Raw genomic sequence first — 21,071 nt, forward strand, 5'->3', positions numbered from 1 at the left:
AGGAACGGATATGAAAACCCAGGCAGCCGCCAACTATCCGCTTGGAGTCGCTACCCGCGACAAAATGTTAACTCGGGTCGGTTATGCCGCTTTGTATATACTGTTGATCATCTTGGCGGTGACGCAGCTTTTACCACTGGTGTGGCTGATGCTATTCTCGCTTAAAAATAATCAGGAAGTGTTTAATCTTCCACCGTTCGCGTTCCCGTCCCAGCCGCATTGGGAAAACTATATGAATGTGTGGACCAGCGGCAATATCGGGCGGTATTTCTTTAATAGTGTGTGGATTACGGTCATATCTGTGGTGCTGACCGTACTGCTGGCCAGCTTTGTTACGTTTGCCATTACACGTATGCGGTGGAAAGGGAGTCAGCTGGTCCTCGGGCTCTTTATGGTCGGACTCATGATTCCGGTCCATTCCACCTTGATCCCGCTGTTCAGTATGTTTCTCAAACTGCACTTAACAGACACTTCAGTATCCATCATCCTGTCGTATGTCGCTTTTAATCTACCGACCACGATGATGATTTTGCTGGGCTTCTATTACGCCCTGCCCCGTGAAGTGGAAGAAGCGGCCGTTATGGACGGCTGCTCTGTAAACCGGATGTTCTTCCGAATTGTGCTGCCCATGACCACCCCAGTCATGGCAACGACGTCTATTATTAACATGATCTACAACTGGAATGAGTTTATTTTCGTCAATACGTTCATCAGCTCAGACGAAAATAAAACACTGACCGTCGGCGTTCAAAACTTTATCGGACAATATACGACCGATTGGGGAGCTATCGGAGCCACGTTGATGATCAGCATTTTGCCCATTTTGCTCGTGTTCCTCATCATGAGTGACCGGATTGTGGAAGGAATCGCAGCCGGGTCGGTTAAAGGGTAAAGCAAATTCCCCTGATTAGAAGAGCACCCCCTAGTGTGACATTGGAACAAGCCTCTTGGTTTGTCCAATGAATGCTAGAGGGTGCATTTTTGTTGAGTTTAGTTGAGTTGAAGGAAAATGAAGTAGAAAACCCATAATGTTAAGCCTTTTCAGAAAAATTATCCGAATTTATCGACAAACTATTGACATGGCTTATTTGAATCTTTCTAAACTATGATATGGATTCGAAATATTTCCACCAACTTCATCAATTGTTTCTATAATTTCTTTTAAAATTAATTCGTCTATATCCTTATCTTGATTTATTGAATCTTTAATTTTTTGAAAGCAATTTTTTAGTCCGAGGTTTACAGCAATTGAAAGAATGATATCTACATCATCATAAGAGTCAGTATTCCACAACCTGTGAAGCACCTTATCTATACTATTTCCTACCTTGATTTCCAATAATTCGTAGGTCATAACTTGTCTATCTGTTAATTGACTAAGAATTAATAAAAAATCCTTTTTCTCAATTTTACCCGTATCAAATTCATTCAATACGTTTTGAAACATCAACGATAATGTTTCTGTTGGTAATACATCAGGTAAATTCTCAATTTCTTTAAGATTCATTCTTTTGTTTCGCCTCTAATGGAATATGAACTTCATTTAAAGATTAATGTTAGTCCATGTCCTATCGGTTTTTATAAACTTATTTTTGCCCAACTGTCGAATAGATGCTTCATCTTTTGGTAGAATGTATCCTTTTGTTCACCGGAAAATCTTTGATAAAATCATTTCACCACACTTCGAGAAACCAATCTGACATTACACATCTCCCTCCCGTGGTTGGTGTATATTAACTCTGAGGGGAGGAATGGCAAATCATTTAACCTGTGTAAAAAGGCTTATTCCTACAGTCAAGTTGTAAAGAGCATTGAAAGTTTATCAAGTATTGAACTACTAGTGTTTGATTTATTAGTTGTATTGTATGATTCTGCTCTTGGTTTGTTAAACTACAACAGCTAATTATATTGCGTACTACTCATCAGCAATCCACACAGTTTCGTTTAATCTCCAAGAATCAGACAATAATTTGCAAAGCTCTATAAGCAGTTCCTTTGTCTCCACATTTAATTGCTCTGTTTTTATTTCTTGTAGTTGTTTTAAGGCAATTGCTATATCTGGGATCTGCCATGGTCTTTCCCACCAAGGCTCTTCAACATTGTAGTAATATGCCAGATCTGTCCAACCGCTTTCTTCTGGCTTTATTCCCCTCATTATTTCATCAAAGTAACCATCCCAGATTCTTATTACATACTTATCACCATTAGAGAGATGCCTTATAAATTGTATCTCTCCTTCGCCCTCATAACCTTCATAGTATTTACTATTTATTATTTCCATGACTCCATCTCCTTGTTATGGTGCTGGCCAGTGTCCATTTTCCAACATCTTATTTTGTTCTGCTGTCGCAGTACCATTCTTTCTAGCGTTAATAGCAGTTTGCCATTCATGTCTTGGAGTCCATTGATTATCACCAGTTAAAATATGATACGTCCTCTGCTGTCCAGTAGTATTTCCTGGTGTGGTTCGTTCAATAACCCAAGTATTTCCTTGATTTTGAGGCGCTCCAGGTGTTCGCGTATGCCAACGTCCTTCATACTTGTAATAACCGTCTGACCATTTAAACTGTATCTGCTCATACCCAGTCTTTGACTGTATTTTTACTGATGCAGTAGGAGGAATACTTATTGGGGAAGATTGAGAGAGATTTGAGCGTATTCTCGCTTCTCTATCCTGCGCTTTCCAATCTTCTCGTGTTGTCGTTCTTTCATCGGGTTGCGGCTTATAGCCTCTGTTTTCAAGACCTTGTCCGGTCCCCTCCATTTTAGGAGGTTTCTCCTTGGGTTTGCCTGCTTTTGAAGGCATAACTTCTGATGCATTCTCAATAGGCTCGGACGCATTTTTTGTAGTAATGCTTTTTTGATCTATTCGCTGTTGAATTCTCCTCACATTTACTCTTGCGAGCCTAGCGTTCTCAGATGCCTCTTCTTTGCTCATTTTGGAGAATTCATTTTTAAAGGCTCTACCTTCACCACCTCGACCGTCGAGTGCAAACGGCTCTGCTGTTAGGTTTGCATAGCTCATCCATCGTTGTTCTTCTGGTGTGATGCCCTCTTGATTAGATAGAACCAAAAAATCTCCTGGATAGTTTTGTTTCCAGTCATCGTAGTATTTAAAATCTGGATCTCCATTCGCTATACGAACCACCCCGTCCTCAGCACGGTAGCTTCCTAGCGGAATTTCAGGTCTGCGATCACCTTCTAATGAAGCCCAATAGACATAATCACTATAAATTCTCTCATACTCTTCATCTGTAAGCTCTGGTGGCGCAGCTTCTTTTTTCGCTTTAAGGGCTTTAGCTCTAGCTTCTTTTTCTGCTTTGAGAGCAGCTTCAGCCCTTGCTTTTTCTTGTTCTTTATATTCCCTCAGCATTCTATCTTTAACACTTTTAGGTACCTGTTGATAGGCATGAACCATGGTTTTCGATGTTGTCAACAAGTTTTGGATCAACTCTAATCGGCTGCCGGAATGTACTATTTGACGTGCGCTTGTATACACTTTCCCCAGAATCCATTTGCTATAGTAGGCATGTCTCGCTTGCTCATGTTCATACTCAGTAATTAACCCTTGTAATGCTAGACCAGCCAAGTGTTTCAACGGATGAATGCCGTTCCCCTTACCGCCTCCTCCAACGGTAGGGGTCCCTTTGCTCCGAACTGGGATCGCTGCGGTTGCTCTCAGAATCACACCTCCTGCAGGTCCACTTAGCGCTCCTGCAACAACGCCAGCCACTTTTCCCATCACTGGAATGGAGCCTAATAGCTTGGACACCGTACCCATCAAGGCATTCGCCTGTTTAAGCTCTGCTGGACTGGTGACTTTTGCTTTAGGGGTAGAGGCTTGGCTGCTAGATGAATCCTTGGCTGATGCTGCTTCATAGGCTTTGATGCTCATGAGTGGCGGCTCGGGCACAGGAGGGAGGTCAGCCACGAAAACAGGAGCTTTCACCGTACCTTCCTGATAAATCACTGGAGCCTTGGTATCTGTCTCACCATCCAGCACCATGCTGCTGGCTCCGCCTTTTAGATACAGGGCCGTTCCAGCCTCGAGCGAAAGCTCCTGCCCAGCATCAAGCTTCACGTGACCACCCTGAATCTGTACATTCCCGGGACTGTCGATGGTAACGCCGTTACCTTCATGCAGTGTAATGGAAAATTCGCCGGGGGTGGATAGGATCAGTTCATGCTCAGACATTTCTAGGCCACTACCTTGCACATGTTGCCATATCTTCACATTTGGCTGTCCATTGGTGTGGCGTTGTTGTCGCAGTGAATCCGTTACATAGGCATCTTGTTCGCGGTGTGTAGGCAGATACAGTTCCACCTGTTCCCCAACCTCAGGCATATCGTACCAGCCACTATGTTCTTCCGCGACATAACGGGTGGTAACGGGAAACCAGTAGGCTTTGGCAGGATCTTGCTTCGGGTCAATATCCAGTTGCAGCTGTACAAAATCCTGTTGTACCTTCAGTACCGTTCCTGTCAGCGAAATTCCAGTAGCCTGATTGTTTTCATACCGCGCATAGCGGATATCTTGTTCGGCTTGAAGATCATAACGGGTGTGCAGTAAGCCATCTGCTAAGGTTGTCACTGCTCGAACCACGACCAGTTCTTTGCCTTGTCCAATAGGTAACGTGATAAGGTCGCCTAGTGCATAGTATTGCAGGCTTTCGATCATATAGGTGACATACGAGCCAGCACGTTCTCCCGGCTTTTCCGCATCCAACTCATGAAACGTTTTCCGTACTCGATAAAATACATCCCGCTCCACCTTATGCTGCTTGCCTTCTGGCATACCGAAGAAAACCTTGGGCGAGGCTGCGGTTACCTCTGGCACAAGTACGGAACCAAAGCGAGAAGCGAGACGTTTTAAAAACGCCCAATCCGTCTCCTCATATTGTAAAACAAATGTCTCCAGTGTGGCATGGTTGCTTACTGTATCAATGGCATCCCCGTACTGATATTTTCGAACCAGCGCTGTGACCAGATCATCATAAGTACGGTGAATATCTTGATAGGAGCGTCTTTTACGTTTGATATCCATTTGATACGAATGGGAAGCGGCCTCCAGTTCAAATGTATACACGCCTCGCACACAGTGTACGGACATACGTGTAACAATCCCATGGAACAGCCTTCTTAGCGATTGTCCCTGATCATTCAACTGACGAATCACAATCGGCTCTTGATCCATATTTTGACCAATACAAGCTGCTCCCTGTTCTTCAGAGAGCAACCCACTGATATGTAAATAGGCATGATCGTTAATGGCACGTGTTATTTGAAGTTGTTCGATGTGTAATGGCTGAAAGGGACCATAAAAGCGTAGGCTTTCATATCCAATCCCATCTAATAATACGCTCAAGTGAGTTCATGACTCCTTTCTAGATGCGATGGGTATTTCCAAGTAAAGCACGTCATCTATGTAATGTATTACGGGGGTTGTTTGGTATTAAGAAACGAGAGGTGATATTTAATAAACAACCCAGCATATGTATTTATCGGTTAAAAGAGAGAGTTAGTTTACAGAATGACCCATTCATTATGGTATTTACTATGTGTAAATCTGGAATTAGAAGATATGAGAGTGAAGTATAAGATGGAAAAAAGCATATAATAGGTGGTATGAGGGAGTATAAAGTGATATTTATAAAAGATTGAGCTTTAATGAGAGAGGAGGGTTCATATTATGCCAAAAAACGATAATATGCTGGCCATTTTATGGATGCTGAATTCAGGTGTAAAAATGACGGCGAAACAAATATCCGAAAAGTTAGAAATAAATATAAGAACAGTTTATCGGTATATTGATGCTCTATGTGCCAGTGGAGTGCCTATCATATCCGACACGGGTCATCATGGCGGGTATAGCTTGCTGAATAATTTTATTAGAGCACCCTTACTATTTGATATGGAGGAAAAAAAGGCACTCCTTCATGCTGCTGTTTTTGCAAAAGAAGCTGGATCTCCTTTAAGTGAGGCATTAAGCAGTGCGACCTCAAAATTAAAAATGTATTCGAATCAAGAGCAGGAAAGTATACTTAGCCGTCATTTAGCCGGATTTGAAGTGATAAATCGCATGGGAGATCCTTCTCTTCAGCCGATATTGGTAGAATTGGAGCAGGCTGTAGCCAACCAATTCTCTGTCGAAATGGATTATCGCACGAGCCATGAAGAACAACCCAAGAATAGAGTGATCGACCCCTATGGAATGGTGTACTGGAACAACAAATGGTATACTGTTGCATTTTGTCACCTAAGGAATGAGATCCGTAGCTTTCGGGCAGAGCGGATTTTACAGATCAAGCGTACTCCAAGCCTATTTAAGCGTCCTGAGGCTTTTTCGGCTCGTGAGTTTTTTATGCAAAATCTGTTACCTGATTTAGTGGGCAAGGGCGGTTTAATTTCTTTAATGATCGAAGGCAGGTCAGAGGCATTGGATGACTTATGTCTACATTGGTTTTTGGGGCACCATCTGAAAGAGCGAACCGCTAATCAAGCCATCTTTTTGCTTGAGGAAAAATCACTTCATACATATGTCCCTCATTTACTCCTACCCTACGGGAAATCCATTCAGATCATCGAACCACAGAGCTTGAAGGAAAAACTTGTTGCGGTTGCGTCGGAGTTAATGGAATATTATCAACGTTAAAAGCTTCACTGACAGCAGATGTCAGTGAAGCTTTTTTATAATGAGAATAATCATGGATCACTGAGGGTTGGTATCACTTGATCAATTATAAAATAAGGAGAACCTGTGAATGAATAGTACGGTATATCTTTATGTATTTGACACCATGGCAGACTGGGAAATCGGTTACTTAACTGCCGAACTGAACTCAGGAAGATATTATAAAAAGGGGCTGGGCCCATCCAAAATAGTTACCGTGGGAATGGAAAAGACTCCTGTCACTACCATGGGCGGATTGACAATCCTGCCTGACATCAAACTGGATGAGTGCAGCATTAAGAGCACAGATGCATTGATTTTACCTGGTGGAAATACATGGACAGAAACCATTCACCAACCCATCTTAAAAATCGCTGAGAGGTGTTTAGAGGAAGGTATATGGGTTGCTGCGATTTGTGGTGCTACCATCGGACTTGCCCAGGCAGGATTGCTGAATTCACGTTCGCATACAAGCAATGATATGGAATACCTCCAAATGACCTGTCCCACCTACACAGGCGAAAAGTATTACAAAATGGAGTCTGCTGTAACGGATGGAAAACTGATCACTGCATCTGGAACGGCTCCGTTGGAATTCACCGTACATGTTTTGAAAGCTCTGGGTGTGTTTTCTTCTAAAACATTAGAAGCCTGGTATAGTCTAAATAAGACTCGTGCATCCAAACATTACTATGAATTGATGGATTCAATCCAATAAGGTATGAGCATTATATTGAACGGTTAAGAGCATTTAAAGGAGGAGTTAAAATGACTGAAAGCAGAGAATATGTGGGAGTGTCAGGCAAATATACAAAGAATGGAATGCCCAACGGCTTTACATCTATTACCCCGTTTATTACCGTGAAGAATCCTTCGGAAGCGATAGAGTTTTATAAAACAGTTTTCAATGCGAGGGTTAAGGACATTACTGAATATCCTGATGAGAATGGCAATACAATCATTGTTCATGCGGAATTAGATTTTGGAAATGGTTTTTTGCAGCTGGGAGCAGCGAATCCGACATATCAATTGGTCTTGCCTCCAGATGGAGATAATGCGTGTTATTCTTTCGGAATTTACGTTATGAATGTGGATCAGGTCATTGAAAAGGCGGTAGCAAGAGGAGCGAAAGTAAGGGAACCCGTTACAAACTTTGTTTCAGGGGATCGATTCGCAAGTATATTGGATCCTTGTGGAGTAAGGTGGTCTATTATGACCAGAATCGAGGATTTGTCCGAAGAAGAAAGCAGTCGTAGGGTTGCTGAATGGGCCAAAAGCTTTAGTGGAGAATAATAGGATGCTCGGTGTTTTAGCTCCTCAATGAGGGTCTAGTTGATAAAATAGAGAGAGGTAATAAACCATGTTAAAATGCATAATTTTGCCCTTAGCTGTTATCTTTGTGTTCGTTTCTTCTGTCTCAGTTGAGAGCGCGCAGGCGGGATATAAATTTAGTTATAATGTTGAAGTTGCTGTAAATAACAGCGCTTTGACATTAGATCCATTTGGAGAGAAATCCACAAACGAAAATAATAGCATTTTGACAACAGACATCAATCCGTATATAGAGAAATCCACAAACATCGTATATGTCCCTATTAAATTCATATCTGAGGGCTTGGGAGAGTCTGTAACATGGAACAGACCTACACAAAAAGTTACAATTAAATCGAAGAATGGTACAATTGTTCGATTAACCGTGGGTAGCAGAGTTGCGTACGTGAACGATGAAGAAAAGATGATGCCAAGTGCTCCCGTTATGCCAGAATATCCGAATCGGGTTATGGTTCCTCTTAGATTTGTTTCGGAAGTTGTGGGAGCTACAGTAAATACAACGACAGTCAATGGAACACTACATGTTGACATTAAGAAATAGCGGAAGTGATGCTGACCGAGGTAACAGCTTGTACAAAGCTCCTGGATCGTCGCCGGAAAACCAAGCGATTGATCTGGTTCATCCTTCGCAGACGGCCATGGAGCAAATCGCGCAGAGATTGTATGCTGCGATTTCCGTTCATCCTCACCATTCCGACACCGCACAGCGAACAGACCCCGTCGCCGGGGTCTGTTCGCTGTCTCGGTCAATTTCGCCTTTGAATCTTCCATAAACGAAGCAAGAAGCCGAGTTCTGAAAATCATTGTATCGGAGATTGGAGGGATGCAGTCATTTGGATAATTCTTGGCGTTTCTGCGCCATCGTCACGCGACCTTACAAGAGTGTTAGGCAATTGTCATCTAGATCAATGGTATCAACCTAGCTGCTCCTCTATACTAATCCATTGATAGGATTATTTGTTAAGGGGGAGTTGGCGTGAGGTTTTTTGAAATGCTGCTATTCTTTTCAAGTGCTTGTTTGTTGGCACTCCTGTTTATTACCAATCAACGTATCCGAAGATCAGCTTTGCTCCTGGCAAGCGGAGCAAGCTCCATTTTTTTAGTGATACATTTGCTTGTCGAAGGATACAGGGTTCAGCTTTTATTTTTATACGGATTTACGATCCTGATGCTTATGCTTTCGCTTATAGGCGTTTTCTTAAAGCCGAAAGTCGTTCGGACTGCCTCGCGAATCCGTAGGGTGCTGGGCCGCCTTTTCATCGTGATTGGGCTAATCGGAACAGGGTGCTTCCTCTATGTGTTTCCTGTATTCAACTTTCCAGCGCCAACCGGCGAGTTGAAGGTAGGCACGCAAGTCTTTCATTTCATCGATCCAAGCCGGGAGGAGACATTTGGCAAAACTGAGACAGGTAAGAGGGAATTGATGGTTCAGGTCTGGTATCCGACTCAAGCTAGCACCGGCAAGTACGCTCCCTTTATTCCCGATACCAAGCTTTTACGTTATATGGCTGCGAACTATGGCCTTCCTGGATTCACGTTTCAACACCTGAAGTACGTATCCAGTCATGCATATTCGGGAGCCGAAGTCTCTTCGGCACAGACTTCATACCCGCTGATCCTTGCGAATCCCGGCAACGGCTCGTCCAGGTTCCTCCACACGTCGCAAGCCGAAAATCTCGCGAGTCACGGATATATCGTGGCAGTGATCGACCACACCTACAATACATTTGCAACCGAGTTTCCAGACGGTCGAATCACGACCAACACAACCAACGACTTATTCTCACCCGACCATGATTACCGGACGGAAAGCGGAAATCGTGACAAGTTGGGAAAAGTTTTAACCGGCGATGTAGCGTTTACGCTGGACCAATTCGAGCTCATCCAATCGGGGCAGGTTCCAAGTCCCCTAAAAGGGAAGATTGATCTCGGTCATGTCGGGGTGTTCGGCCATTCCATCGGCGGAGCGACGGCCTATGACGCTTCTTACGATCCGCGAATCGCGGTTGGAATAGACTTTGATGGAGGGCTTTATCGACTGCGTGACAGAGAGGGTCTGCGAAAGCCGTTTTTGTTTATCAACTCGGAAAGCTATTTCGAAAAATTAAAAATGGTGATGGATAACCGGGTCTACACGGATGCAGAGCTTAAGCGTAGGGGATCAACAAGAGAGTGGGAGGATCAAGTAACGGAAGATAAAAAGTTGGAGCTTGAACGGATGCGCGAAACGGTCGACGAAGGGGGACGAGTCCTCTATATCGAAAATACGGAGCATTTGAATTTTACCGACGTACAGTTCATTTCTCCGATTTTTAAAATGCTGGGCATTACAGGAAAGATTGCGCCTGAAAGAGCGAACTCCGTTATCAATGCCTATATGCTGGATTTCTTTGATATGTATCTGAAAAATCAAGGCGGAATCTTAATGAAAGGACCGGATAGCCGCTTTCCAGAGGTGAAGTTCGTAACCTCGCTATTATAAATTACGAAACAGGCAACCGATTTTGATGTGCTCCCCTTCAAGTAGACAGGTTTAATAAATAAACTGCTACTTGAAGGGGAGTTTTCCTTTGTCTAAGAAGAACGAATACAATACGATTGAGAAACTAGCCATCATACACATAAAATTTTAAAAATATCTTTTGACCTGCTTCAAAGAGTGACCAAAGAGGGGCGGCGTGCCCCTCTTATTTGTGTGATGCTGAATATTTTTATCTATTTACAGAAAGTGTAGCATTTCATTTCATAATTTTTCATCACAAAAAGGCTTTTGTCTCATTCAATGAGCGTGCTATATTCGATAAAAGCTGAATTGTATTCCTGATTTCATGTTCCGTAGTATCTGGGTGAATTGCACAGATTCGGAGAACCGTTTTTCCATTAAGTTGTGTCGTAAGCACTGTGGCGTACCCGTTCGTCACCATTTCTTGGGAGATCCTTTTATTGAGTGAATCTAATTCCTGGTCGGATAGCCCAGGTGGTGCATATCGAAAATTAACAATCGCTAATTGCGCGGGACATACAATTTCCCAATGATTATGTTTTTTGATTTCATCTTCAGCCCATTCTGCGAGTTGAACTCCATGCTCTATAACTTCACTGACAGCATTCGTGCCTAAAGCTTGCAGTGTCACCCATAGTTTCAGACTTCGAGCAGGCCGGGTTAACTCTGGACCCAAATCCCAATAATTAATATGTTCTTCATCAGTCTCGGCATCCTTCAAATATTCTGGGCGTGTGCTGAAGCAGTTTTTGAGTTGCTGCTTATCTTTGGTTAAAACCACGCTACAGGAATAGGTCTGCATTAACCATTTGTGTGCATCCCAGGTGATACTATCTGAACGCGATATCCCGCTCAAAAGAGACTTATATTTCGAAGAGGCCAAAATCGACGCACCGTAAGCTCCATCCACGTGTAACCAAATATTATGTTTTTCACACAGGTCAGCAATTTCGTTTAACGGATCAATGCTTCCCGTATTGGTTGTACCTCCCGTGGCAATGATCGCAAAAGGCTTCATATCAGCCGCCTGATCCTCCATTACTTTTTTTTTCTAAGGCTGAAACATCCATACGAAAATTTGTATCACTTGGAATCTTTCTGATTTGATCACCACGGAATCCAAGAATGCGTAAACCTTTGGCGACCGATGAATGAGTTTGGTCTGAAACATAAGCAGTTCCAAGGGCATATTCCTGCTCAGATAACTTTGCATTGCGTGCAGCTGCCAAAGCGGTCAAATTGGACAACGATCCGCCGGACAGAAATAAGCCTCCAGCCGTATCGGGATATCCTGCTTGGTCACACATCCACCGGATTACTTCCCCCTCTAGAAGGCTTGCGCTCGAACTCAGCATCCAGCTTCCGGCGTGGGTATTATAAGCGCTGGTCATGATATCTCCTAGCCAAGAGTAAAGAGACATTGGACTAGGAACCAATGCGAAAAAGCGAGGGTGTTGCATAAACGTTTGATAAGAATAGACGTTTTTCCTCATTTCATTGACAACTTCTTTTATCGGTCTTCCTTTTTTGGGAAAACCAATTCCCCTTAAATGAGCTATGGTATCCTCATCTGCAGTGTTGATTACTTTTTGAGAGCGGATATTGTTATTTTCTGCCATGTATGAATGTATGAACTGCTCAATAATTTCACCTAATTGCTGATTTGGTTCTTGATTCATCATAAGCATCTCCATCTCCTTTGTTTAACTTCAACCAAAGTATAATATAACATCTGTTGTCATATTGTGATATTCACCGATTTCATCATTACGTTTATTTTTAGGCTCTTCGCTATTACGCAAAGTAATTCTCAAAGGCAAAGAGGGCTATTCAAAATCCCCGTTCAGTGCAAATGCTGGAAAATGTGATGTTGGGAATGAGATAGTGCTCCAGCTCAAGGCTGGTAAGCAGCTACATAGTTGCTGTGTGCTTGGATGGTAACGACGAGTAATTTTACAAGGCAGCTAAGGAGGCGGGGAGCTTGTAATATAGGAGGGGAACCTTAGTTATCTGAAAATAATTAAAAAAGAGAATAAATGTATAGTCACTTGTAAGTAAAGTGCTCGAAACGCTTTGCCAAATGTTGCAACTGGGCTACTTAAGATTTGAAAAATGACCCCAATTAGAGCTCCAAATTGTTTAGGATTTTTTATCCAAGGATTCAACGGGGAGTAAAAAAATACTGGTGGCCCTTAAAGATGTGCTAGGGGCCACCAGTACAAACTATTTTACGATATTGTTACATAATAAGAGCCAGCATACTTTTACTATATATACACAACATCTTAACTTTGATGGGGAATTATTGTCCAATTTGTTCTAAGATTTGTGTGTAAGCATTCCTATAATGATCGGGGTTAGGATCTTCTCCTATTATTTTGGGTACATCAAAGTCAGACAGCAGGAAATGGTGTTTGGGTTGAACTTCATGTCTTGCTAAGCAACTCTTGCAACAGGACAAGGGGCAGCCGTCAATTGCAATGATGTCACGTCCCGATTTTGCTGTTCTGACAAGTGGTTTGACATCACCGCCAACACCAGCTATGCAGGACATTTCAGCGACTTTTTCTCGATCCATTTGTATAGCGATCATGTTAGCGGTTTGTGCTGCGGAGGAACATCCAGAACAAGAATAGACAAGAGGTAAATCCGTTCTTTTCATCTTTGTACACTTCCTTGTTTTTTCTTTGTGATCCATCAGAGTATCTTTGGTTTTAGATAAAATAAATTTTAAATTGTTTGTATTTTAACTTAAATTTACAGTCTAAACCGTGATCGTAATCACGACAATATTTTTGTGAAATCTGTTATAGGGCTAATTGTGTGTGTGTATAAAATCAGCTAGATCTTTAGAAAAAAGCTTATCCCAACTCATAGATTGAAGTTGGAATAAGCTTTTGATTTTTTACCAATTTTATATCTACTTTGGCAAAATGTAAATAACATCAAATGGGTTCTTATCTTCAAAAAACTCGGTGTAGAGCTTTGTAATTTCGTTTGAATTCAAGTCTATATTATTATTTCGTAATAAGCCCCCTAATTTCACCAATATGTCAGCTTCTCTTGAGGTTACTATTTTCTTTTGTACTATATGTTCTGTATTTTTTGGAGTTACCCACGCCCAATCGCTCGTAGCCGCTTCAGTATATGGATATCCAAAAGATAACGAACTGACATGGGCGTATTCTGAGCACAGAGGATGAACAATTAATAAAAAGGCCGCAATTATTCCTGAACGATATCTTATCCTTTGTGTTTTTTGAACCTCTTGAGCGAATGATTCTAGGTAATGAGGGATTTCTCCCCAATTAGAACGTCCCATTGAAACTAGTATTTCAACGGCAAATTTATGATTTAATTTATTGGCCAATTGTATGAATATTTGATTGTTTGTAGAGCCGGAAGCAGTAAATGCACCTAAACATCTTGTAGCTTCCTGAACGTTAGTCGCACCTTCGGATATAAGTTTCACATATTCGTCCAGTATCGTATCGTCGGAAACGAATTCTGGAGATTCCACAATTGTTTCGATTAAAAGTGCCTTTGTACTCTGTTCTTTAACCAGAGGAATCATACTAACAAGTTGAGCAAAATAGTCACCCTCTAATTCTTCTAAATTGCAATCACTTTTTAATAACTTTAGAGCAGCTACTATAACACGATCATCTTTATCTAAAGTAGCATTTGTTATTAGAGATATGATTCTATCAACCATACATTTCTTCCTCTCAGGCTTAGATTAAAAGTCATCTTAATCTTTTAATTTGTTCTTTTGGTAGGCTAATGATAGGGAGGGATGAAAATTATTTTTTTGCGTGGAAAAAAGGCTCATTCCTCCTCAACGTTTCAGATAAGAATTAGCCATTAGATGATCTTTTTATTTAAAATCTGAACTACTCACTCTTAATAGCTCTTCTCCCAGATCCAAAATACTCTTGGAAAAATTCAAAATCAAACAACTTCCCATGAGATTTCATGTGTTTAGACTCTACTTTTTTTTAAATTTGCTTGCTTTATGCTGCTGCTATTCATAAAATCAAAAGGAACTGTTTTTTTAATATCAAATGTTAATGTTATTTTAGGCTTATTTTCAGTAACAATCATTAATGCTACGTAGCAATCCTCTAAGAAAGATAACTTTCCCCCGCATTTACATACAATATCACCGCTATCAATTGTATATGGCCAACTATAATATTGCTCACGTCCTGCAAGGAGGTTACCTTCAATTAGTTTGAAATCAGCACCCTTGACCCCCTCAATTCGAACTTTCATTTTTCCAAATACAAAAAGTGAATTATCTTTTACATGAAGTCCCTGATTTTGTATTTGATCTTTAAAATTATAAATATCTATCACTGTATTTATGAGTTCAAATTCGTATATTCCTCTAATATCACTTGGAAAATTCAAAAAAATAGTTGGTGTAAATTCTCCATCACCATCTATAATTCCATCAAATTCTTCATTACTTATATCAAGAGTAAGTATCATCCACTATAACCTCACTTTCTTATAAAGGTATACTGATCTAGCATTGGCGATTTAATATTTTCCCCATCTGTAGTTAAATAGCTGCCATCATTGGGTATTTCTCGTCTTTCACCCTTTACCTTTAACCCTTTATCCTCTAATGTTCTCACCAGCTTGTTCATATTACCAAACGGCATTAGGACCAAGAGGAAAGTAAAAAAACAAGTCAATCATGGTAGTATCCGACCATAATCGACTCGTTCGACGTAATAAAAACGTTCCTTCTATATCAGCTATCTTTAAAAAAATCCTCTTCCAAATAAGGATAATTCAGTAGCTCTAGAATTTCTTTAGTGATATACCTGGCTTGATATTCATCTAGATTATTATTGATAAATAAACGCCCTTTAATTCTTTTTAATAGTGGGTATGAGGAATCATCTTCAACAACCAAATCTTGATCGTTTAAACGTAATAGTTTTCCAATAACTTCGAGTAGCTTTAACCATCCAATGTCAAAAGTACGCGATACAAATTGAATACTAATAAGAACATTTGTATCTAGGCCGTGATCTTCGAGATTCATTTCTCGGAAACGTTCTAAATAGTCATCCTCATCATCTAAATTAATGCTTATAGAAAAATAAGTACAACTAATACTCACCTGTCGAGCATCAGACCAATCTTTTACTTCTACTTCATAAAAATTTATTTCCATTACTAACACTTCACATATCGTATTGTAAAGCAACTTCCCCAAGGCTTCTCTAGACAAATTAGAGCCAATAGATAATCTAAAGTCCATTTTACTCAAACCTCCCGTACGCTCTAGTCTAGAGTTAATGCGGTGAGGTCATATTCCTCCACCTAATCTGCTCTGGGCTTCCCATTCCTCCCTTATACCATCCAGTTAGTGCGTCAGCAATATTTCTTTTAAAAGTAAATGTGCAGTTTTCGTCAAGCTTGTTTTGTATGCTTGCTATCTATATCTGTTTTGACATTATTTTCGTCTTCTTTTGATCTTGAGTATAAAAAAAGCTCACCCCTACTCATAGATTCAAGTCGAAATAAGCCTTTGAGAGTTTACTGATTTTATGTCTTTTTTAATGTCTGGATTGTTAGTTGCATTGTACGATCTTGTTGTCACATTTTACTCATAGGTTAGTCTTTGGGATTCTTATAGCACCAATCTTGATCATACGGTAATGATTTTAATTTTTGAATGTCTTCCCAACTGTAAACCCAATCATAATCTGCAATCCAAAAATAATCATCAGGATTTAGCTTGAGGTATTCGTAAATAAAATTGAATATCAATTCTTGATTACCATAGATATCCTCAATATGACCGACTTGACACAGCAATAAATTTGTATCTAATCCTAAATCTTCGTGATAGTAAAAATCAATACTTGAACTATTAATACTATGAATATAAAAGATTAATGAAGATTCGTTGTTTCCCGCAAATGATCTATTATTAATATTCAGCGTTGTATATGAAAACTTCCCCTCATTTGAGTAATTTTTATTATTGTGGAAATAGAGCGATGCATCCGAATGAAAGGCTGCAACTATACTATCTGCTAACAACTTCTCAGGAGAATATCTCTCTTTATTCGTTAAAATAACTGCCGGAGTCCCCATCTTTACTTTAATACCCCCTTGAGTTCATCTATAGAGTTTACAATAGTAACACCTTTAGATTTAATGATTTCCAATTTTATTAGATCGTTCTGATGTAAATTAGTCAATGGTTTGTCAATATATAAAATGACTTTCTTCTGGTCATGGTTAAAGTAACTGTCATGATTTATATTAACGTATTTATCGAACTGTTCAACATCTGTGACAGCTTTTAATGACTTTTTAACTTCAATAATTTCATTCTTAGTTACTACGTCAAAATCACCCGCTGGATTACCATCGGCCCTTTGAATTTTCTGGCCAAATGCTGTTACCTCCTTATTTTCTCTAACAGCGGAAGCTACTTTCGCCTCAGTAGCTTTTCCTGGGTCTTTACTGTTTAAAAGATTATCAATATCGCGATTAATATTTTTCGGATGTTGATCATCCCAATTTAACTCATTACCAGCCGAATTCGTATATTTCGTTTTATTTCCACTCTTGACTACACTGCCAACATTAGAAGCTTTTAGAGTATCTTCAGGAGGCTTGCTCGAATTTGGTAGTTTAGGTGACTCCTTAGGTCTACTTGAATTTGCCCCATTATAAATCGCCGAATCATTGAACTCATCAATGGGCCTGTTTACACCTGGACCACCCTTTGAATTGGGTTTTGCAGGCGGATTTTCTGCAATAGGTGGCTGGCTGGACCTAGCAGGAGAACTTCCAGCACTCCCCATACCGACTCGGGTAGCCACAATCCCATAGGTCGTATCTTCGACTAAATCGCTTAAGCCTGTCCTTTCCATGTAATCTCCAGATTTTTGTCCAATGAAGCCTTGATTGTATCGAGAAATGAGTGCATCCATTTTCTCTTTGTCCAACTCAATAGCATTTGAAGAATCCACACCCATCGATACCAAACCATCTTCAATGGCATTGAGAGTTCCTTCATCCCATACTTGCGTTCGTTTTGCGTTGACGATACGCTGGATGGCGGCCAATTTATTAGGATCTTTAATATCATACAGTGATAGTTTGCGCTTCATTGTAATTTCAGTGCGCAGTGCTTGCTCTGCTTGTTTTAGCTTATTTTCATCCTGCCACCAGTTGGCTGTAAAATAATCAGTTTGATTCCAATATGCAGTATATTCATTAGTTTTTCTTTCTCTCCATAATGCAAGTTTTGGATTCTCGTGTTTCTGCGTTTGTGCTGCTTGAAGGCGTTGTTTTTCCTCATAATCTCGGAGCCATTTCTCCTGAATATTTTTAGGAACCTGCTGATATGCATGAGCCATGGCATTTGACTCTTTTAACAGGTTTTGGACCAGTTCCAGTGGACCACCCGAAAGCGCTATGTGACGTGCACTCGTATACACTTTGCCTAAAATCCACTTGCTATAATAGGCTTCCTTAGCCCGTTCATGCTCGTATTGGCTTATTAGCCCTTGGAGCGCTAAACTAGCCAGATGCTTCAGCGGATGCAAACCACCTTTAGGAGCACCGCCTCCAGCACGACTTGTTCCCGTGCTACGAACGGGAATAGCTGCGGTTGCTAGCAGCACTGAGCCTGCAACAATCGCCGCAGGTCCACCTAAAGCTCCCGCTACAACACCAGCCACTTTTCCCATCACTGGAATGGAGCCTAACAGTTTTGATACTGTACCCAATAGAGCATCAGCCTGTTTTTGTGCCGCCGGAGTCGTAATCTTTGCAGTAGGTGCAGAAGCTGCGCTGCTGGATGAAGCCTTGGCTGCTGCTGATTGAGCTGCTTCATAGGCTTTGATACTCATCAAAGGCGGTTCTGGAACAGGAGGGAGGTCAGCTACGAAAACAGGTGCCTTCACCGTACCTTCCTGATAAATCACTGGAGCTTTGGTATCCGTCTCACCATCCAGTACCATGCTGCTGGCTCCGCCCTTCAGATATAGCGCTGTTCCAGCTTCGAGCGAAAGCTCCTGCCCAGCATCAAGCTTGACGTGCCCCCCCTGAATCTGCACATTCCCAGGACTGTCGATGGTAATTCCGCTACTTTCATGCAGCGTAATGGAAAATTCACCAGAGGTGGATAGAGTCAGCTCATGTTCAGACATTTCGACGGCGCTACCTTGCACATGTTGCCATATCTTCACATTTGGCTGTCCATTGGTGTGGCGTTGTTGTCGCACTGAATCCGTGACATAGGCATCTTGTTCGCGGTGGGTAGGCAGATACAATTCCACCTGTTCCCCGATCTCAGGCATATCGTACCAGCCACTATGTTCTTCCGCGACATAACGGGTGGCGATGGGAAACCAGCACGCTTTGGCAGGATCTTGTTTCGGGTCAATGTCCAGTTGCAGCTGTACAAAATCCTGCTGTACCTTGAGCACCGTTCCTGTCAGCGAGATTCCAGTAGCCTGATCGTTTTCATACCGGGCATAGCGGATATCTTGTTCGGTTTGAAGATCATAACGGGTGCGCAGTAGGCCATCCGCTAGCGTAGTCACTGCATGAACCACGACCAGTTCTTTGCCTTGTCCAATAGGTAACGTGATAAGGTCGCCTAGTGCATAGTATTGCAGGCTTTCAATCATATAGGTGACATACGAGCCAGCACGTTCTCCCGGCTTTTCCGCATCCAACTCATGAAACGTTTTTCGTACTCGATAAAATACATCCCGCTCCACCTTATGCTGCTTGCCTTCTGGCATCCCGAAGAAAACCTTGGGCGAGGCTGCGGTTACCTCTGGCACAAGTACGGAACCAAAGCGAGAAGCAAGACGTTTTAAAAACGCCCAATCCGTCTCCTCATATTGTAAAACAAATGTCTCCAATTTGGCATGGTTGCTTACCGTGTCAATGGCATCACCATACTGATACTTTCGAACCAGCGCAGTGACCAGATCATCATAGGTACGGTGAATATCTTGATAGGAGCGCCTTTTACGCTTAATATCCATCTGGTATGAATGGGAAGCAGCCTCCAGTTCAAACGTATATACGCCTCGCACACAATGTACGGACATACGCGTGACAATCCCATGGAACAGCCTTCTCAGCGATTGTCCCTGATCATTCAACTGACGAATCACAATCGGCTCTTGCTCCATATTTTGACCGATACAAGCTGCTCCCTGTTCTTCGGAGAGCATGCCACTGATATGTAAATAGGCATGAGCGTTAATGGTACGTGTTATTTGAAGTTGTTCGATGTGTAGGGGCTGAAAGGGACCATAAAAGCGTAGGCTTTCATAGCCAATCCCATCTGATAATACGCTCAAGTGAGTTCATAACTCCTTTCTATATGTGATGGGTATTTCCAAGTAAAGCACGTCATCTTGCATTCACTTCTGATTAAAGAAGCAGCAGATGAGTACAACAGTGAGTCCATATAGATATGTATAACAAGGTTGGTACGCTAAAAAGGAACGAGAGGTGATATTTAATAAACAACCCAGCATATGTATTTATCGGTTAAAAGAAAGATTTAGTTTACAGAATGACCCATTGGTTGGGGGATTTACTATGTTTATTTTTGAAAGTAGGAGGATAAGAGGGAAGTGTAACATGAGTTAATATAGGAATATGGTAATATGCAAGTGCCGAGATCGGATACCATTTTTGAACGTAAGGATTTGGAGTTGAACAAAATAAGGTTATTCCCTTCTGTGACGTGCAATCAACTTGCTGTGGTTCAATTATTTTAATAAAACAGATGCAGGGAAGGTCAACGTATACCAATGATGTATGTATTTGCGGGGAATAATGGAAGCGATAAAAGTACGATTGAGAACCTGGTTGTTGACCGACTGGGAATTAGCGTAAATATTGATCCTGATGCCCTGCCCAGAGGAACCGAAGAGACTTTCTGAGATGGATATTGTGAACAGACCTGAATTCTCGGAATGGGAGGATAAGCATCATTACAAGCAAGCATTGGAGAATGAAGCTTTGTACTGGCAGGGCATGAAGGACGGAGCACAGTTTGTATATGTTGTATTAGAGATGATGCTTCATGATGAAAAAGAGAAAGAAGAATAGCCAATGGAGATTAGATGGTTATAGAGAACTTTAAAAAAGATGCTGGGCACCTACCAATCTGGTCATACCCCTGTCAAGTAGACAGGGTATGACCAGATTGGTAGGTGTTTTAATTTGTCTTACGTTATGAGGCACAGGCTCAGGCTCTTTTCAGTTCAATTCGTCTTGATTGACTATGCTTGCAACTTACCCGCACGAATATCATCTGTCATGCCCGCGTAAGGTGCCTGGGCAATCAACTTCTCGTTGTTCACACCTGCATTTTCAATGAAAGTAATATATGCGAATTCAGGAACTACATGCTTCGGATAAGTCTCATACTTTTCACGCGATTCTTCCATTAGAGGGATGAAATCATTTTGATAGCGTACTTTAATCTCTGGATGCTCATGCACCCATTTCGGAAAGAAAATAATACCATGCATGGTCAATGAAATGGCTGGA

At 41.4% G+C, this 21,071-nt stretch carries 20 protein-coding genes and 1 pseudogene; 9 read left to right on the forward strand and 12 right to left on the reverse strand.

The genetic code is table 11. The annotated features are described in order from the left end of the window. Nucleotides 1-10: 10 nt before the first annotated feature. Nucleotides 11-892 (forward strand): carbohydrate ABC transporter permease, encoded by an 882-nt coding sequence (locus tag C400_RS0109560; RefSeq protein ID WP_017426801.1) that lies wholly within the window; start codon nucleotides 11-13, stop codon nucleotides 890-892. A 192-nt stretch (nucleotides 893-1,084) separates the two neighbouring features. On the opposite strand, the gene C400_RS0109565 is transcribed toward C400_RS0109560, so the two are convergent. From C400_RS0109565 to C400_RS27630, 3 genes are all read right to left on the reverse strand, one after another. After that, nucleotides 1,085-1,507: a hypothetical protein gene (locus C400_RS0109565; RefSeq protein WP_017426802.1), complete on the reverse strand. Its 423-nt coding sequence runs from the start codon at nucleotides 1,505-1,507 to the stop codon at nucleotides 1,085-1,087. Between the two features lie 408 nt (nucleotides 1,508-1,915). Beyond that, complete coding sequence (locus C400_RS0109570) at nucleotides 1,916-2,281, reverse strand: hypothetical protein (RefSeq protein WP_017426803.1); 366 nt, start codon at nucleotides 2,279-2,281, stop codon at nucleotides 1,916-1,918. 15 nt (nucleotides 2,282-2,296) lie between these two features. Further along, nucleotides 2,297-5,365: a contractile injection system protein, VgrG/Pvc8 family gene (locus C400_RS27630; RefSeq protein WP_017426804.1), complete on the reverse strand. Its 3,069-nt coding sequence runs from the start codon at nucleotides 5,363-5,365 to the stop codon at nucleotides 2,297-2,299. Nucleotides 5,366-5,689: 324 nt separating this feature from the next. Between C400_RS27630 and C400_RS0109580 the strand changes: the two genes are divergently transcribed. The 6 genes from C400_RS0109580 to C400_RS0109600 all read left to right on the forward strand — a co-directional run bounded on the left by C400_RS0109580 (nucleotide 5,690) and on the right by C400_RS0109600 (nucleotide 10,484). Then, nucleotides 5,690-6,652 (forward strand): helix-turn-helix transcriptional regulator, encoded by a 963-nt coding sequence (locus C400_RS0109580; RefSeq protein ID WP_017426805.1) that lies wholly within the window; start codon nucleotides 5,690-5,692, stop codon nucleotides 6,650-6,652. A 109-nt stretch (nucleotides 6,653-6,761) separates the two neighbouring features. Then, nucleotides 6,762-7,388, forward strand: coding sequence for a type 1 glutamine amidotransferase family protein (locus C400_RS0109585; protein WP_017426806.1), 627 nt, complete (start codon nucleotides 6,762-6,764; stop codon nucleotides 7,386-7,388). A gap of 50 nt (nucleotides 7,389-7,438) precedes the next feature. Next, the gene (locus C400_RS0109590; protein ID WP_017426807.1) at nucleotides 7,439-7,963 is read left to right on the forward strand and encodes a VOC family protein; all 525 of its coding nucleotides are present in this window, start codon (nucleotides 7,439-7,441) and stop codon (nucleotides 7,961-7,963) included. A 67-nt stretch (nucleotides 7,964-8,030) separates the two neighbouring features. Further along, nucleotides 8,031-8,543, forward strand: coding sequence for a stalk domain-containing protein (locus tag C400_RS0109595; protein WP_017426808.1), 513 nt, complete (start codon nucleotides 8,031-8,033; stop codon nucleotides 8,541-8,543). After that, complete coding sequence (locus C400_RS26700; protein WP_128574131.1) at nucleotides 8,524-8,775, forward strand: hypothetical protein; 252 nt, start codon at nucleotides 8,524-8,526, stop codon at nucleotides 8,773-8,775. Before C400_RS0109595 ends, C400_RS26700 begins: the two co-directional genes overlap by 20 nt. Before the next feature lie 203 nt (nucleotides 8,776-8,978). Then, nucleotides 8,979-10,484, forward strand: coding sequence for an alpha/beta hydrolase family protein (locus C400_RS0109600; protein WP_017426809.1), 1,506 nt, complete (start codon nucleotides 8,979-8,981; stop codon nucleotides 10,482-10,484). Nucleotides 10,485-10,758: 274 nt separating this feature from the next. Here C400_RS0109600 and C400_RS27635 read toward each other — a convergent pair whose 3' ends face one another. The 8 genes from C400_RS27635 to C400_RS27645 all read right to left on the reverse strand — a co-directional run bounded on the left by C400_RS27635 (nucleotide 10,759) and on the right by C400_RS27645 (nucleotide 19,867). Further along, nucleotides 10,759-11,523 (reverse strand): pyridoxal phosphate-dependent decarboxylase family protein, encoded by a 765-nt coding sequence (locus C400_RS27635; RefSeq protein ID WP_232795340.1) that lies wholly within the window; start codon nucleotides 11,521-11,523, stop codon nucleotides 10,759-10,761. A 1-nt stretch (nucleotide 11,524) separates the two neighbouring features. Beyond that, on the reverse strand, nucleotides 11,525-12,187 hold the full coding sequence (locus C400_RS27640; protein ID WP_232795341.1) for a pyridoxal phosphate-dependent decarboxylase family protein: 663 nt from the start codon (nucleotides 12,185-12,187) through the stop codon (nucleotides 11,525-11,527). 620 nt (nucleotides 12,188-12,807) lie between these two features. Next, on the reverse strand, nucleotides 12,808-13,167 hold the full coding sequence (locus C400_RS0109610; protein ID WP_013311396.1) for a putative zinc-binding protein: 360 nt from the start codon (nucleotides 13,165-13,167) through the stop codon (nucleotides 12,808-12,810). Nucleotides 13,168-13,425: 258 nt separating this feature from the next. Beyond that, nucleotides 13,426-14,220: a hypothetical protein gene (locus C400_RS0109615; RefSeq protein WP_017426810.1), complete on the reverse strand. Its 795-nt coding sequence runs from the start codon at nucleotides 14,218-14,220 to the stop codon at nucleotides 13,426-13,428. A gap of 266 nt (nucleotides 14,221-14,486) precedes the next feature. Next, on the reverse strand, nucleotides 14,487-14,999 hold the full coding sequence (locus tag C400_RS0109620; RefSeq protein ID WP_017426811.1) for a hypothetical protein: 513 nt from the start codon (nucleotides 14,997-14,999) through the stop codon (nucleotides 14,487-14,489). A 268-nt stretch (nucleotides 15,000-15,267) separates the two neighbouring features. Beyond that, nucleotides 15,268-15,783, reverse strand: coding sequence for a hypothetical protein (locus C400_RS0109625; protein ID WP_017426812.1), 516 nt, complete (start codon nucleotides 15,781-15,783; stop codon nucleotides 15,268-15,270). Nucleotides 15,784-16,139: 356 nt separating this feature from the next. After that, nucleotides 16,140-16,625: a hypothetical protein gene (locus tag C400_RS0109630; RefSeq protein WP_017426813.1), complete on the reverse strand. Its 486-nt coding sequence runs from the start codon at nucleotides 16,623-16,625 to the stop codon at nucleotides 16,140-16,142. 2 nt (nucleotides 16,626-16,627) lie between these two features. After that, complete coding sequence (locus C400_RS27645) at nucleotides 16,628-19,867, reverse strand: contractile injection system protein, VgrG/Pvc8 family (protein WP_017426814.1); 3,240 nt, start codon at nucleotides 19,865-19,867, stop codon at nucleotides 16,628-16,630. Nucleotides 19,868-20,326: 459 nt separating this feature from the next. On the opposite strand from C400_RS27645, the gene C400_RS28425 reads away from it, so the two are divergent. Both C400_RS28425 and C400_RS27170 read left to right on the forward strand, forming a co-directional pair. Then, entirely contained in the window at nucleotides 20,327-20,458 is a 132-nt protein-coding gene (locus C400_RS28425; RefSeq protein WP_017426815.1) for a hypothetical protein, read from the forward strand. Nucleotide 20,459: 1 nt separating this feature from the next. Next, nucleotides 20,460-20,627 carry a hypothetical protein gene (locus tag C400_RS27170; protein WP_017426816.1) on the forward strand — a complete coding sequence of 56 codons (168 nt, stop codon included), beginning with the start codon at nucleotides 20,460-20,462 and terminating at the stop codon, nucleotides 20,625-20,627. 173 nt (nucleotides 20,628-20,800) lie between these two features. On the opposite strand, the pseudogene C400_RS26175 reads toward C400_RS27170, so the two are convergent. Further along, nucleotides 20,801-21,052, reverse strand: a pseudogene (locus C400_RS26175) (phenolic acid decarboxylase); the annotation flags it as partial. Between the last annotated feature and the right edge of the window lie 19 nt (nucleotides 21,053-21,071).

It is taken from the genome of Paenibacillus sp. ICGEB2008 (genome assembly GCF_000307675.1).
In the GTDB taxonomy this organism is placed as follows: domain Bacteria; phylum Bacillota; class Bacilli; order Paenibacillales; family Paenibacillaceae; genus Paenibacillus; species Paenibacillus polymyxa.